Source organism: Pseudomonas sp. PB103 (assembly GCF_009764635.1).
Classification (GTDB): domain Bacteria; phylum Pseudomonadota; class Gammaproteobacteria; order Pseudomonadales; family Pseudomonadaceae; genus Aquipseudomonas.
Genome location: NZ_RWIL01000049.1, coordinates 97437 through 111663 on the forward strand (window position 1 = coordinate 97437; position 14227 = coordinate 111663).

11 protein-coding genes are annotated in these 14227 nt (G+C 47.9%); 7 read left to right on the plus strand and 4 right to left on the minus strand.

What is annotated here, in order from left to right; all coding sequences use genetic code 11:
- Positions 1-51: 51 nt before the first annotated feature.
- Positions 52-576, minus strand: coding sequence for a hypothetical protein (locus EJA70_RS31075; RefSeq protein ID WP_162184570.1), 525 nt, complete (start codon positions 574-576; stop codon positions 52-54).
- Here EJA70_RS31075 and EJA70_RS09265 point away from each other — a divergent pair.
- The 4 genes from EJA70_RS09265 (at position 518) to EJA70_RS09280 (ending at position 4794) form a co-directional block, all read left to right on the plus strand.
- Positions 518-2611: a heavy metal translocating P-type ATPase gene (locus tag EJA70_RS09265; RefSeq protein WP_158830574.1), complete on the plus strand. Its 2094-nt coding sequence runs from the start codon at positions 518-520 to the stop codon at positions 2609-2611. The genes EJA70_RS31075 and EJA70_RS09265 overlap by 59 nt on opposite strands.
- Before the next feature lie 177 nt (positions 2612-2788).
- Positions 2789-3166 (plus strand): zf-TFIIB domain-containing protein, encoded by a 378-nt coding sequence (locus EJA70_RS09270; protein ID WP_208101337.1) that lies wholly within the window; start codon positions 2789-2791, stop codon positions 3164-3166.
- 136 nt (positions 3167-3302) lie between these two features.
- Positions 3303-4217 carry a cation diffusion facilitator family transporter gene (locus EJA70_RS09275; RefSeq protein ID WP_042561907.1) on the plus strand — a complete coding sequence of 305 codons (915 nt, stop codon included), beginning with the start codon at positions 3303-3305 and terminating at the stop codon, positions 4215-4217.
- A gap of 61 nt (positions 4218-4278) precedes the next feature.
- Complete coding sequence (locus EJA70_RS09280) at positions 4279-4794, plus strand: ATP-dependent zinc protease (RefSeq protein WP_158830537.1); 516 nt, start codon at positions 4279-4281, stop codon at positions 4792-4794.
- Positions 4795-5033: 239 nt separating this feature from the next.
- Here the strand turns inward: EJA70_RS09280 and EJA70_RS09285 are convergent, their stop codons facing one another.
- Entirely contained in the window at positions 5034-6719 is a 1686-nt protein-coding gene (locus EJA70_RS09285) for a phosphoethanolamine transferase (RefSeq protein WP_158830538.1), read from the minus strand.
- 1152 nt (positions 6720-7871) lie between these two features.
- On the opposite strand from EJA70_RS09285, the gene EJA70_RS09290 reads away from it, so the two are divergent.
- Positions 7872-8549, plus strand: a complete 678-nt coding sequence (locus EJA70_RS09290) for a heavy metal response regulator transcription factor (protein ID WP_047297377.1) — start codon at positions 7872-7874, stop codon at positions 8547-8549.
- Between the two features lie 596 nt (positions 8550-9145).
- Here the strand turns inward: EJA70_RS09290 and EJA70_RS09295 are convergent.
- Positions 9146-10585 (minus strand): heavy metal sensor histidine kinase, encoded by a 1440-nt coding sequence (locus EJA70_RS09295; protein ID WP_042561904.1) that lies wholly within the window; start codon positions 10583-10585, stop codon positions 9146-9148.
- Positions 10582-11256, minus strand: coding sequence for a heavy metal response regulator transcription factor (locus tag EJA70_RS09300; RefSeq protein WP_080896080.1), 675 nt, complete (start codon positions 11254-11256; stop codon positions 10582-10584). Before EJA70_RS09300 ends, EJA70_RS09295 begins: the two co-directional genes overlap by 4 nt.
- 352 nt (positions 11257-11608) lie before the next feature.
- On the opposite strand from EJA70_RS09300, the gene EJA70_RS09305 reads away from it, so the two are divergent.
- Positions 11609-12895 carry a TolC family protein gene (locus tag EJA70_RS09305; RefSeq protein WP_140396034.1) on the plus strand — a complete coding sequence of 429 codons (1287 nt, stop codon included), beginning with the start codon at positions 11609-11611 and terminating at the stop codon, positions 12893-12895.
- Between the two features lie 88 nt (positions 12896-12983).
- Positions 12984-14207 (plus strand): efflux RND transporter periplasmic adaptor subunit, encoded by a 1224-nt coding sequence (locus tag EJA70_RS09310; RefSeq protein WP_042561903.1) that lies wholly within the window; start codon positions 12984-12986, stop codon positions 14205-14207.
- The last annotated feature ends 20 nt before the right edge of the window (positions 14208-14227 follow it).

Sequence of the window (14227 nt, forward strand, 5' to 3'; positions counted from 1 at the left end):
AAGCTCACCGGGCTCGACAATCCGCTTGACCTTATAGTGGCTATAGGGTGTTCACTCTTCACAATAAATTGTGGAGAGTGCCTTTATGAAAAGCTGTTGCGGTGATGAACAAACACCGAAAAGTGACGCCGCCGTTGAGGTATTTGACCCGGCAGCACCGACCGGCTGCTGTGCACCTGCCGCGACTATGTGTAATACAACTACAGCACAGTCCAACAGTAGTTGCTGCTCCGCGAAAACTTTGGACGTCAGCTCAGCGCCTTCTTCAGTAAAGGGCGCGGGTTGCTGCTCCCCCGGCTCCGATATCAGTAAATCGAACTGCGCTGTCGTAGCACCGCCATCTGCCCTGTACAGCCTTGCCGAGCCGAGCCAGCCTGCTGCTACGGTTGATAATGACCTTTTTATCGATGCTTGCTGCCCACCATCTGCTGCGGGTAGTCCCAAAGTCGGCATCGAAAACGTGTCTCCCACCAATACCGACGAAGCGACTCGTTTCAGCAGTTTCAGGATTGGGCAGATGTGCTGTCCTTCCGAGCAGACCATGATCGAGGACAAGCTCGCGAAGATGAGCGGCATTCAAAAGCTCGAGTTCAACATGATGAACCGCACGATGGCTGTCTGGCACGAGCTACCCGACACCTTGGGTATCGAGGCAGCAGTGCTATCGCTGGGCATGCACGCCGAACCTTTGACGGCTAATGGCAATGCAACCAGCGCAGATACGCCAGAAGTCCTTCCCCAGGCGGAATCACCTAAGAGCACATGGTGGCCATTAGCGCTTTCCGGTGTCGCTGCCGTGGGTGCTGAAGTCCTGCACTTCACTAACTCCGCGCCTGAATGGGTGATAGCGGTCATAGCCTTGTTCGCCATCGTGCTCTGCGGGCCTACGACCTACAAGAAGGGTTTGATCTCGATCAAACACCTCAACCTGAACATCAACGCGCTGATGAGCATCGCGGTTACCGGAGCGGTGTTGATCGGACAGTGGCCAGAAGCCGCGATGGTCATGTTTCTCTTCACCGTTGCGGAAATGGTCGAAGCGAAATCGCTGGATCGTGCGCGCAATGCGATCAAGGGGCTGATGGACTTGACCCCTGAACGAGCTACCGTGCGCCAACCCAACGGTAGTTGGCTGGAAGTCGATGTAAAAACGGTCGAGATTGGGGCCTTGGTTCGTGTCCGCCCCGGCGAACGAATTGGCCTGGATGGTAAAGTCTCTTCTGGTAACTCTACTGTTAACCAAGCGCCCATCACGGGCGAGAGCTTGCCCATCGAAAAAGATGTCGATGATCCTGTCTATGCCGGCTCCATTAACGAATCCGGCTCCTTCGAGTATCGAGTGACAGCTGAGGCCAACAATACGACCCTTGCTCGAATCATTCACGCGGTTGAAGAAGCCCAAAGTTCGCGAGCTCCAACCCAGCGGTTCGTTGATAAGTTTGCCAAAATTTATACGCCAGGGGTGTTCTTTTTCGCCGTCGCGATTGCGGTATTCCCACCACTGTTTATGGGCGGATTGTGGACTGACTGGATCTATCGTGCACTGGTGCTTCTGGTGGTTGCTTGCCCTTGTGCGCTGGTCATTTCCACTCCGGTGTCCATCGTCAGTGGTCTGGCGGCAGCGGCTCGCAAAGGCATTTTGGTTAAAGGCGGCATCTACCTGGAAATAGGCGCCAAGCTGAGTTTCGTCGCGCTCGATAAAACCGGCACCATTACCCATGGGAAACCGGTTCAGACAGACTACATTCCGGTAGCCGAAGACTCAGAGGTACATCCTCAGATTGTTGCCGCCAGCCTCAGTGCACGCTCGGATCACCCCGTATCACAGGCAATTGCCAAGTACGAAGGCTCGGACGCATCAACGTTCCTGCAAGTGGAGAGTTTTGAGGCCCTTCCCGGTCGCGGGGTAAAGGGGATGATTGAAGGCCAGCTCTTCTACCTGGGCAATCACCGACTGATCCAGGAGTTGGGGCTCGGTACTTCGCAGTTGGACGAATCTCTGACTAGCCTGGAGCGCCAAGGCAAAACAGTCGTAGCCTTGACCAGCGCCAGTCAGGTTTTTGCGTTGTTTGCTGTAGCCGATACCGTAAAGGACTCAAGCCAGACAGCGATCAAGGAGCTGCATGCATTGGGTATCAAGACCATGATGCTTACAGGCGACAATTCGTACACGGCTGATGCGATTGCCAAACGAGTTGGGATAGATGAGGCGCGGGGAAACTTGTTGCCCAGCGACAAGCTTTCAGTAATTGATCAATTGAAGGGCCGTAAGCACGTGGTGGGGATGGTCGGTGATGGGATAAACGATGCACCTGCATTGGCCAAGTCTCAGATCGGATTCGCCATGGCCGCGGCTGGCACGGGAACCGCTATTGAAACGGCTGACGTTGCTTTAATGGATGATGATCTGCGCAAGATTCCGGCCTTCGTCCGCCTGTCACGCGAGACAGCTGTGATTCTTAAGCAAAACATTTTGTTCGCCTTAGGTATTAAGGCCATTTTCCTTGTGTTCATCCTCATGGGTTTGGCCACCATGTGGATGGCTGTTTTTGCAGACGTTGGAGTGAGCATACTTGTCGTGCTCAATGGACTTCGATTGCTAAAGAAGTAGATCGCGAGGTGAGGATGAAAGATAAAAGCGTCTTCGCCCGGCCAAGCAACTTTGTGGATGGCTCTTTTCGCCGATATGGGGACGAGCCCGCTTGTGGTATTCAATGGACCACAACTATTGCGGTATTGATTCGAAAGCTACATTGTCAAAATTGATTACTCACATAAGGAATTAAATATGCAATGTCCTATCTGCAAAGATATAGCTTTAGTAATGACTGAGCGCCAGAGCATAGAAATTGACTATTGCCGCAATGCCGCGGTGTCTGGCTTGACCGAGGTGAACTCGACAAGATTATTGAGCGTAGTCAGCGACAAGAGACCGTTAGATTGCTTCCACAGAACCTCACATCACCTGTCCAAAGTTCGACGCCAGCAGAACAACCTGGTTACAACCAGTACGGGAATAAGCATGGTCATGGAGATCGAGGGAGCCACAGCGGTGGATGGAAAGAAGGTGGCCATCAAAGTCAAAGTGGGCATCAGGGACAACCGAGTCGCAAAAAATCGTTTTTGCAGGAACTATTTGATTAAGATGGCGATTTCTCGCTTATGATCTGAATACTACATCAAACCAGTATCCACCTTTGAATGATTGGTTTGATGATATGGAACGGTTTGGGTGCTAGTAGGTCTTTATATTCTACAGTCCACTCGTTGGATCTTCATTAGGCTACATTTGGGGAAAAATCATGAGTTCAGGGCACAGTCACGGTCAAGTACGTGCGGGTCATGAAAAGATGTTATGGATCGCACTCGCCCTGACGACAAGTTTTATGATTGCTGAGGTCATCGGAGCCTTTGTCACGGGCAGCCTAGCCTTACTGTCGGATGCTGCGCATATGCTGACAGACGTTGTGGCTTTGGCAATATCCTTGCTGGCTATTCATATTGCCAAACGCTCTGCTGACAGGAAGCGCACGTTCGGGTATGCACGATTCGAAATACTTGCAGCCACATTCAATGCTGTCTTGTTGTTTTTAGTCGCTATATACATTGTCTATGAAGCGTATCTTCGACTTAACGCCCCCGCAGAAATTCAGTCGACGGGCATGTTAGTAATTGCAGTGATGGGACTGATAGTTAACCTCATTTCAATGCGTCTGTTGAGTGCCGCTAGTGGGGAAAGTCTCAATGTGAAGGGCGCTTATTTAGAGGTTTGGAGCGATATGGTGGGGTCTATTGGCGTCATCATTGCAGCGCTTGTAATCCGCTTCACCGGTTGGAGTTGGGTTGATTCACTTGTTGCAGCAGGTATCGGATTCTGGGTGCTGCCTAGGACTTGGTCACTGCTCAAGGAAAGCATGAATATATTACTGCAGGGCGTTCCAGAGGGCATCGATATTCAAAAGGTGGAGGCGAAAATATACGGAATCGTAGGAGTAAAAAATGTGCACGATTTGCATATATGGGCTTTAACCAGTGGTAAGAGTGTAATGAGCGTTCACCTGGTCGCTGACTATACCTCCCGCAGTGAACAAGATATTTTAACTGAAGTCACGTCGCTTATGAGTGAAGAGTTTCAGATCAGTCATACTACTGTACAAATGGAAAAAGCAGATTTCCATAGCCAATTAGTTGACGATTATGAAGGCAAGGTCCACTAATTGAGTTCCATTTTTAAGACAAGTTGTTATTTCGGGGATCCACCCCAGAGGGCTAGTTAAAATGAAAAAAATTATTTTAAATTATGCTCTGCTGATAATGCTTTTGTCTCTAACAGTAGAGCCGGTTTTGTCGAGCCCGGCTAGACCAGAAAAGGTATTCGGGTGGATTGAAGAAGGGATACTTTTACCAGAAAATATCGCCGTGAAAATAAAGTTGGATACTGGGGCTCTTACGTCATCCATGGATGCGAAGGACTTAAAAAGATTCCAAAAAGATGGAGAAGAATGGATTCGGTTTAACGTTAAAGTCAAAGACACCAAAACTAAGAAGGTGAGTAGCGCACTCTTCGAACGACGGATTGAACGAAATGTAAAAGTTAGAGGTGCCGGCGGCGCTGAACATCGTCCAGTCGTCATGATGACGATGTGCATAGGAGATAAAATTTATAAAGAGGAATTTTCTCTGAAAGATCGAGGCGAGATGAACTATCCCGTACTGATAGGACGCCGAACATTGGAAGCTTTGGGAGCGGTCGATGTTTCGCGCAAATTCACCGAGGAACCCCACTGCAGTTAATTTTAAATATATTTATATTATAGTTTTAGAGTTACTTTATTTGCAAAGCACCTGGAAGGCATACTCGTATTGAGTGTTGCAAAGGCCGACTGAATCGTCAAATAAAAAGACGGACAGTCGGTCGCAGTTTTTTTAGATGCTTGAAAACTTACCATTCTAATATGAATGGCTCTGAGTGGAGTGTGCGTTAATTTTAATGATGATCTTTAGACTTCATTCTTGCCACTAGTTGGCTGCTATTACTGCTGCTGGCCAGTCATTGAAGTAAGTTTTAATGAGGCCAAGGCTTTGGATTGACATGCGCTAAACAGATCAAGCTCAGGTCGATATGCCGAAGTTTGGATATTCATCAATCCTAATATCGAATGGAATAAGTTGTCATGGGATAGTGATGCGCCTCGCTGTTCCCTCAAGCATTGAACGTCTAGTTTTTGACGAGATTGCATGTTTTTGGAGATCCAGAGAACCATGGGAATGCTAGTCTGCTCTTTGGGCGCCATAGCATAAGGCAGTCCGTGCAAGTATATCCCGTTCTCGCCGAGAGACTCACCGTGATCAGAGACGTAAAGCATAGCCGTATCAAAGCGCTCAGCGTTGCGCTTTAGCAAGTCAATCGTTTGTCCAAGTACATAGTCTGTATAGACGATACTGTTATCATAGGCACTGACTATGCTCTCGCGCGTACATCGCTCTAGTTGGTTATTATCACAAACGGGACCAAATCGCTCGAATTCGCGTGGGTAGCGCTTGTAGTAGGATGGGCCGTGACTACCTTTCATGTGGAGAACCACGACTGAATCACCCTGTTGTTGATCCAAGTAAGCTTGCAGGTCTTGCAATAAGACTTCGTCGTAACACTCGCCTGCTCTGCATAATCCTGATGTTTTCTGATTGTTCAATTTCTCATTTTTTACTCGGTCACAAATACCTTTACAACCCGAATTGTTATCTCTCCAAAGTACCGATACTCCGGCCCGCTGCAACACGTCTAATAAGCCTTCTCTCCGTAACGCCATACCGTCTTTATAGCCTTGTTTACCCGCATCCAAGAACATGCAAGGTAAGGAGATTGCCGTAGCTGTTCCACATGAACTGACATTGGCAAAACTTAAGACACCACGCCGAGTCAATTCCGGATTGGTATCGCGTGTGTAGCCATTAAGCGAGAAGTTCGCGGACCTAGCGGTTTCACCCACAATTAACAACGTCAGGCGTGATTTTTTTACACTCGCAGTAGTTTCTCCTTGGCGGGCATCAGCACCAATGATTTTTAGTTCTGTGGGCTGTGCTAGCTGGCGACGCATATACCCATGGATTGCCGAAACCACATTCGAAGGAACTAACATCAATCTGAGTTCGCGATGGTTACGTACGAGCGATGCATAAGATTGGTAAAGCGTAAATACGATGATTGCCAAACAGGTAAGTGCTACCGCCAGCCCCATCAATCGATGAGCAAGCGCGCGGGTGCGCGATCGTTGTATCAAACGGACTCGGGTGATAAGCAGCACCGGTAGAACACCAAAACCCAGCATCCATCGCAGTAACTCCCAGTTCAGCAGGTCCGTGGTCTCAGAGATGTCTGTTTGAATAACATTCGTTAGCATGCTGTAGTCAATTACAATGCCGTAGCTATTCATAAAGTAACTCGCTGCTGCCGCAACCAACAGAACAATGGCTAGCACAGGCTTTATGAAGCGTCCCCAAGCCATCGCGCTGAGTAACACGTACAGCCACATCAACACGAACCAAGGCAGGCTAAGCACAAATAAGATGCTTCCGTCTTGTAGGCCTCCCACGCTTTTCCAAACAACTCGCCAAAATGGCCAGTTACTGAACAACAGAAGCCAAGTTGAAACTGCAATAATTAATTGATTGCTACTGAGTATAATTTTCGTACTCAGAATTGGTATTTTTTTATTCATGGGTATCTCGGAATATCTCGACATGATCGTGCGCGCAAACTGTCACTGGACTGCCGCTACGTTTTAGGGAAGAAAAAATCAGCAACAGAGCGATGTAATTCATGGATGCACCAGTGACCCTCAACGCTTTCCTCGGTTGGTTGAAGCTCCACGATTAGCCAAACCGCCAAAACGCCAAAACCGATGAGGATTTTTTTCATGAGATGCCCCCCAAGTAAGTGTTGTACTGATAGATCCGCTCGACTTGACTTAAAAAACAATTTTTTTTGGAGCGAAATGATGGTGGTTGGGTCGCGGGGGTATGGTTTTCTTGCTGACGTTGCGCATCTGTCTTAGTATCGAAGGCATAGGTGATGACGTTGTTTAGATCACTATTCTGATAGGCGCGACTAGTTGTCTAAAAAGGAATTCTAGTTGCGGATGAGAGACCAAAGCGGTCTTGATGCGCTTACCAAGTTCACCACTTTCGAATGCCGATAATCCTCATTGCGCGAAACATCGCCGTACTCGCATAACGCACACTCCTCGGAGTCAGGCGACGCCTTGCAGTTGATTTCAAATATTCGTTGAAAGCTTTGGCAGCCGTTTTTAGTACGGCATCGGGGTTCAAACTCTGTTAAAGCCTGGCTGCGCTATTCTGTATTTCCCGCTCGGCGTCTGCGAGTCTTGGCTCATTTGATAATACGGGTTGGTGACTGTTCCTCGTCTTACATTGGCTGGCTCATGCGCGGTCGTCATCAATGATTCCCGAGGCAGGGAATCAGCCGACCACAACATTTTTCTAATGCGAGATGGCATCACAAAATTTTCGCCCCCAAGGCGCGCCGTTTTCATCGTTTAACAGTAGGGACATCTGCAGCGTCTAGAGTGTTTAGATATATTGCATGCTCAATGTACTGCATAAGAGTTATCGCGAGGGTGACTGAAGAATTACAAATTTGTAATAAGACCATCTATCGTCATCAAGTAGTCTAAAATCTATTTGCCGTATGGTCGTGTGTCTCAATTCACTCATTTAACAGAAACTGAAAAAATGCGCGATATTCTGTAATGGCTTAACTCATCCAGTTGAGATGCTAAAGTGAACCGGTGAGTAAAGTTGCCTAAATGAGTGTGGTGGTATTTTCAATTAGTATCGAGACTTTATAATAAATGCGTATCTTGATAATAGAAGACGATCCGAAAACCGCTCATTATTTGCGCCAGGGTCTGACTGAAAGCGGCTTTATCGTTGATTGCATACAAAACGGAATCGATGGCATAAACTTAGTCTCCCAACAGGCTTATGACCTTGTAGTACTAGACGTAAACCCCCCGCAAAGTGACGACTGGGATCTACTTGTAAGTATTCGCGAGGTAATTATTACCCCGATCATGATGCTTACCGAGAAAGGTAGTGTTGAGGATAAAGTCTTGGGTTTTGATCTAGGCGCTGACGATTACATGGTCAAACCAATTGAGTTTCCTGAGTTGTTAGCTAGAGTCCGTACTTTAATGCGTCGAACTGGGTCGTCGGCATCGCTAAATGTGCTTCGCGTTGGCGATTTGGAGCTCGATCTGGGTAGGCACAGGACCTTTCGCGCTAACCAGCGAATTGACCTGACTAACAAGGAGTTCGCCTTGCTACACTTTTTGATGTGTCAATCAGGCACGACGCTATCGCGCACGCAGATTAAGTCTTCTGTCTGGGGTCTGAGTAGTGATTGCGACACGAACGTTGTTCAAGTAGCAATGAGGAGGCTTCGAGCTAAAATTGATGATCCTTTTGACGACAAGCTTATCCATACATTGCGAGGTGCTGGATATGTCCTTGAGTCGCGTGCCCATTAACCCCGTTTAGCCATTCTTATTTTGATATTGTGCGAAATAATTGGATTGCACTAAATTAAACGCGCTGAAAATATTGATTATAGAAAGGCAGTTATGTAATCTCTAAAATTGTCTCAGGAGGCGGAATGGTTCTGCAGTAGGGATTTAATTTTGCACCAAGCGCTTAAGATAACGTTAAAATCTAGATTGCACGAAAGTCTATACGATTTGCAGTTTAGAATAAACATGCTGAATTTAGCTTAATTCCGAAGTAGGGGGTTGCGACGCTATATCTGCAAGACCACACACTCTCGAGTGATTATCCATGAAGGCATGATCAACCTGCGTAATAGGTGGGTGTCACAAAGATCGGTACCAATAGATGTTCACGTTGGATTGCTCTTGGGCACTAGTAATGTATCTTGACGAAGGTTATATTTTGCACAGGGCTATTAAATCTTCACTATCCATTGGTGAGTCATCGGTTTCATCTCTGGCTGAGCAAAAAGAGTAATGTTGTCTTTGGATTTTTAAGCATCGATCCCCACTCATATATTACCTAGTGATCTGACTCGTGCAGCCAAGCTGTTTTATATTGCTTTTGATTAAATTAAATCCTAACTAAAAACCTCCCCTGGTCTTTGAGAGTTTAAGTTACTAGTTGAAATGTTCTTCGGGAATGTAATTCTGAAGGTTGTCGGATGCCCTGGTATACTAAAGACATCTGCTGTTCCATGATGGAGGCTCATGATAGATCGGACAATAGCCAATCCTAATCCAGTGCCACCTTCAGCTCGTGAGCGACTATTATCCACTCGATAGAAACGATCGAAGATATTAAGCAAGTGATGGCGTTCAATTCCCACTCCGGGATTGCTTATTGAAAGGGAGACTTCTTCGGTTCGCGTTTCAATGGAAATAACAACCGACTCTTCTATCGGGCAGTGACGAATGGCGTTTGATAAAAGATTCGAAATGGCGCGCTGAATCATGAGTCGATCGCCTGAAACTTTGCCCTGACCACTGACGGTTATGCCGACGCACTTTTCTTCAGCCGAAAGAGAAAAAAGATCAATTACTTTTAAAGCTTCGTCTTCCAGCAAAATGTTTTCGAATGGTACAAGTGCGGCTGGGTGACTTACTTGGGCTAAAAAAAGCATATCAGATATAATTCTAGTGACTCGCCCCAACTCTTCGGTGCAAGACTCTAGTACAGACTTATACTCCTTTACTGAGCGATCACGAGAAAGAGTTACCTGTGCTTTCCCCATAAGGTTCGTAATCGGTGACCGCAACTCATGCGCCAAATCATCTGAAAACTGAGTGAGTTGTTGGACTCCGCTATCAAGTCGGTGAAGCATGAAATTTATGCCATGAGCTAGCTCACTGATCTCTTGGGGCATATTGACAACGGAGAGTCGGTGACTGAGATCTTGGGTTGATACCATTCCCGCAACTTCACAGAATTCCCGGAGTGGGGACAATCCGCGTTGCACTATCGCCCAAGCACTGATACCAATAAGGATCAACAACAGCGGAACCGCTACGATGGTTGAACTCAAATAAGAGCTTAACAGTGATTCATCATTCGAGCGGTCCATAGTCAGCAAGACTGATACGAATTCACCATCTTTTAGCCTCATGAGTTTCGCTGCTGTGAGGATGTGATTTTCGCTTTCCTGTGCCGAGGAGTAGTAAGAAATCTTAGTGCTATCGGTTGCTCCGATTTTGCTCCTAGAAACTACGGTTATATCTGCTCCAAAACTCAGGACAGGGACACTCAGATTTTCATCATCAAAAATAGTGAGATTAAGATTGTCATGCCCTAGCACTTGATCTAATAGTGCGTGTGGCTTTAGGCTCATGTTGCTAGTACTGATATCCATCAGTAAACTGTGCTCAATTTGATTCATTTTCTTTTCTAAGCTGTTTTTTGCACGCAAATCAAGCTCGTGGGTAAGCGCTAAATAGGCCAGAATCGCTAAAGAAACTACTAGTACTGCTCCCATTATACTTACTGTCAAACCCAATCGCATTGACAGGCTGACTTGCTTCATTTTCTCTCCTCCAGTACATAACCTACGCCGCGGAGCGTATGGATTAATTTAGTTTCAAATGGGTCATCTATTTTAGCTCTGAGCCTACGTATCGAAACTTCGACAACATTGGTGTCGCAATCAAAATTCATGTCCCAAACCAATGAAATGATCTGAGTACGAGATAACACCTCTCCAGATTGACGCATTAATAGATGGAGCAGTGCGAATTCTTTCGTCGTCAAATCTATGCGTTGTTTTCCGCGAAATGCGCGATGCCTTCCTTGATCAAGTTCAAGATCAGCAACTTTTAACACTTCTTGAATTGGTATGTGTTCGCTACGACGCATTAGAGTGCGTACTCTTGCCAGCAACTCTGGAAATTCAAATGGCTTGACAAGATAGTCATCAGCCCCCAGATCCAATCCTCTAATTTTATCTTCTAAGCGTCCTCTTGCAGTAAGCATCATTACCCTAGTACTGCTAGACCGCCGAATATTTTCAAGAACGTCCCATCCGTGCATTTCAGGAAGATTTACGTCAAGTAATACCAGATCATAAGCTTGCTGCCGTGCCAGATGGAGTCCATCAGCTCCTGTCGATGCGCAATCTACAATATAGCCACTTTCAGTTAGACCCTGATGTAAGTATTCAGCAGTCTTTGGCTCGTCCTCTATCACAAGAATACGCATAGGAATTAACCCTTCTTAAAGTGGTTCGTAATGGCTCTTTTCGTTGAATCTGTTTAAAGTTAACCATCTGTTTAAATGTTGGATTCTGGTTGCATTTTTAATTTTCTGGGATCATAGAGTTTAAAACTAACAAGGTTTCGTGCGACCCTCGTCACCTTGTAGTACAAGAGCCGCCTCCCGTTTTTGTCTAGGGATGTCGCTTGGTGCGAGCACTTATTGCCCTAATCCTAATGCATTAAGTGAGGCTTATTCGTTAGATAACGTATTTGTAATTCTTCAGTCACCTTGTTGATAGGTGTGCGGAATTATATTTGCCTCATGGGAAATTCTTTTTGTATAAAGGTTTTGGGGAATGATGGAATTACTTCGGTTTAGAAAGTTTATTGCTCACCCAATCACGCATAAAACCATGCTACAAGCAGGTCTTATTTCGATCCTTGCTCTTTTGAATGCTCCTTTGTTAGCCGCAAACGCTCAAATGCTCACAATGGATCAAGCGCTTGAAACTGCATTTTCCAACAACCCAGACCTAGCGGCCGCTCAATGGGAGACAGGTATTGCTCAGGGAGAGCGACAGCAGGCTGGATTGATTCCAAACCCTGAGGTTTCCTGGGAGGCTGAAGATACTCGGCGAAACTCGCGCACCACGACGGTAATGATCAGCCAGCCGATAGAGCTTGGCGGTAAGCGTGGAGCTAGGATTGAAGTGGCCAATAGAGCTCAGGACGCAGCGGGGATTGAGTTGGAGCGCAAGCGTAACGTTCTGCGTGCCGATGTCATTCAGGCTTTTTATAGTTCCTCAACGGCTCAGCAAAGACTGCTGCTGTCACGTCAATCACTTGAGCTCGCCGAGCGCGGTTTGCGTGCAGCGCAAGGTCGCATCAAGAGTGGCAAATCCTCACCCGTTGAAGGTACGCGCGCAGAGGTTCAGCTATCAGAAGTGCGCCTAGAGTTGAGGCGGGCTGAGCGGGATGAGGCCAGTGCCTACCAGAGACTCGCTCAGGTCATGGGGGCGCCTTTGCCTGCATTTGTGTCCGTGGGTGATCCAAATCGGTCGATGCCAACCGTGCCCGATTCGTCGCTGCTGTTTAGCCGAATTGGTGAAACTGCAGAGCTACGATTAGCAAAACTGCAAATAGATCAGCGGGAAGCCTCTCTTGGTCTTGAGAAGGCTCGTCGAATTCCGGACCTGACCGTGAGTATCGGGAGTCAATACGACGAGCGTGAGCGCGAGCGGGTGAATGTCGTAGGGCTATCTATGCCCATCCCGTTGTTTAACCGTAACCAAGGCAACGTACTGGCCGCAGCCCGCCGTGCCGATCAATCTCGCGACCTTCGGAATGCCAGTGAGTTACGACTGCGCACAGAGATCCAAACCACCTTAGATCAGTGGCTGACTGCTAACACTGAAGTGGCGTCGTTCAATCAAACCATCCTGCCTGCAGCGCAAAGTGCCGTCGATACCGCTACCCGAGGTTTCGAAATGGGTAAGTTTAACTTTCTCGACGTGCTCGATGCTCAGCGCACATTGATTAGCGCTCGCACGCAATACATCCAAGCCATCGCCGAGGCGACAGACGCCTGGGTGCGTATCGAGCGAATTTTCGGTGATGTTGCCATTCTCACTCGTACCCCGTGAATTTCATATAACGCTTTTTTTACCGCTGCTCAGTATCGCAATACCACGTTAATCCGTGAATGCCGACTGGGTTGCGCAGGGAGTCTCCATGGATAAAAAACTAATCCTCGTCTCGGCACTAACCTTGGCAATAGGTATAGGCATCGGTTCGTTTTGGATGACAAGCCCATCGGTGCCTTCAGCTGAAGCTCAGACTCAGGAGGGCAAAGGCTATGACGATCACGGCGATGAAACTGCTGACGGAAAACCGGCCGAGGGCGAACACGCAGAAGGCGAAGCTGAAGAGGGTCATTTGACTCTGAGCGAAGAGCAGATCAGCTCTGCCGGCATCCAACTGGTTGAAGCGAAAGCGCAGAGCATCAGCCTTTCATTGCCCTTTCCTGGAGAAATCCGTTTTGATGAAGACCGCACTGCGCACGTGGTGCCCCGCGTACCTGGTGTCGTTGAGTCGGTTCATGCCAATCTTGGTCAACCAGTGAAAAAAGGTCAGTTGCTGGCCGTAATCGCTAGCCAACAAATTTCTGATCAGCGCAGTGAACAAGCCGCTGCGCAACGTCGTCTTGAGTTGGCGCGTACTACCTACGAGCGAGAGCGACAGTTATGGCAGGACAAAATCTCTGCAGAACAGGACTTCCTGCAAGCCCGCCAGGCTTTGCAAGAAGCTGAAATTGCTCTCAGCAATGCTCGGCAAAAAATTAGCGTACTGAGTGGTAGCTCGGTCGCCAGCGGGGGTAATCGATATGAATTGCGTGCGCCGTTTGACGGGGTTGTAGTCGAGAAACATTTGGCCCTCGGTGAAGTTGTCAGCGAAACCACCAATGCCTTTACGCTCTCCGACTTGTCGCGTGTGTGGGTGACCTTTGGAGTCTCACCAAAGGATTTGAACAAGGTACTCGTAGGCAAATCGGTCAAGGTCAGTGCGCCGGAGTTGAATGCTGAAGTCACTGGAACCGTGGCCTATGTCGGCAGTTTGTTGGGCGAGCAAACCCGTACAGCCACGGTCCGCGTGACATTGGAAAATCCACAAGGTGCATGGCGTCCGGGGCTATTTGTGACCGTGCAGGTTGACACCGGTACTCGGCAGACAAAGGTCGCTGTACCTGAGGCGGCTCTTCAGACGGTCGAGGACAAGCAAACTGTTTTCGTTCGAACGGAGGACGGGTTTAGAGCTCAGCCAGTGGAGACAGGTGGTCGTTCGGCGGGTCTGGTCGAGATCAAGGAAGGCCTGGAGCCCGGAGCTCAAATCGCCGCCGCCGGTAGTTTCATTTTGAAATCAGAATTGGGTAAAGCCTCGGCTGAACACGCCCACTGATCCGCCATTTCCACGAGAAG

Bases quoted from the DNA above. Each gene is read 5' to 3' on its own strand.
- EJA70_RS09280 (WP_158830537.1), top strand. From the start codon at position 4,279: ATGAAAAAAATTATTTTAAATTATGCTCTGCTGATAATGCTTTTGTCT.
- EJA70_RS09295 (WP_042561904.1), bottom strand. From the start codon at position 10,585: ATGAAGCAAGTCAGCCTGTCAATGCGATTGGGTTTGACAGTAAGTATA.
- EJA70_RS09275 (WP_042561907.1), top strand. From the start codon at position 3,303: ATGAGTTCAGGGCACAGTCACGGTCAAGTACGTGCGGGTCATGAAAAG.
- EJA70_RS09300 (WP_080896080.1), bottom strand. From the start codon at position 11,256: ATGCGTATTCTTGTGATAGAGGACGAGCCAAAGACTGCTGAATACTTA.
- EJA70_RS09270 (WP_208101337.1), top strand. From the start codon at position 2,789: ATGCAATGTCCTATCTGCAAAGATATAGCTTTAGTAATGACTGAGCGC.
- EJA70_RS09310 (WP_042561903.1), top strand. From the start codon at position 12,984: ATGGATAAAAAACTAATCCTCGTCTCGGCACTAACCTTGGCAATAGGT.
- EJA70_RS09290 (WP_047297377.1), top strand. From the start codon at position 7,872: ATGCGTATCTTGATAATAGAAGACGATCCGAAAACCGCTCATTATTTG.
- EJA70_RS31075 (WP_162184570.1), bottom strand. From the start codon at position 576: ATGCCGCTCATCTTCGCGAGCTTGTCCTCGATCATGGTCTGCTCGGAA.
- EJA70_RS09285 (WP_158830538.1), bottom strand. From the start codon at position 6,719: ATGAATAAAAAAATACCAATTCTGAGTACGAAAATTATACTCAGTAGC.
- EJA70_RS09305 (WP_140396034.1), top strand. From the start codon at position 11,609: ATGATGGAATTACTTCGGTTTAGAAAGTTTATTGCTCACCCAATCACG.
- EJA70_RS09265 (WP_158830574.1), top strand. From the start codon at position 518: ATGTGCTGTCCTTCCGAGCAGACCATGATCGAGGACAAGCTCGCGAAG.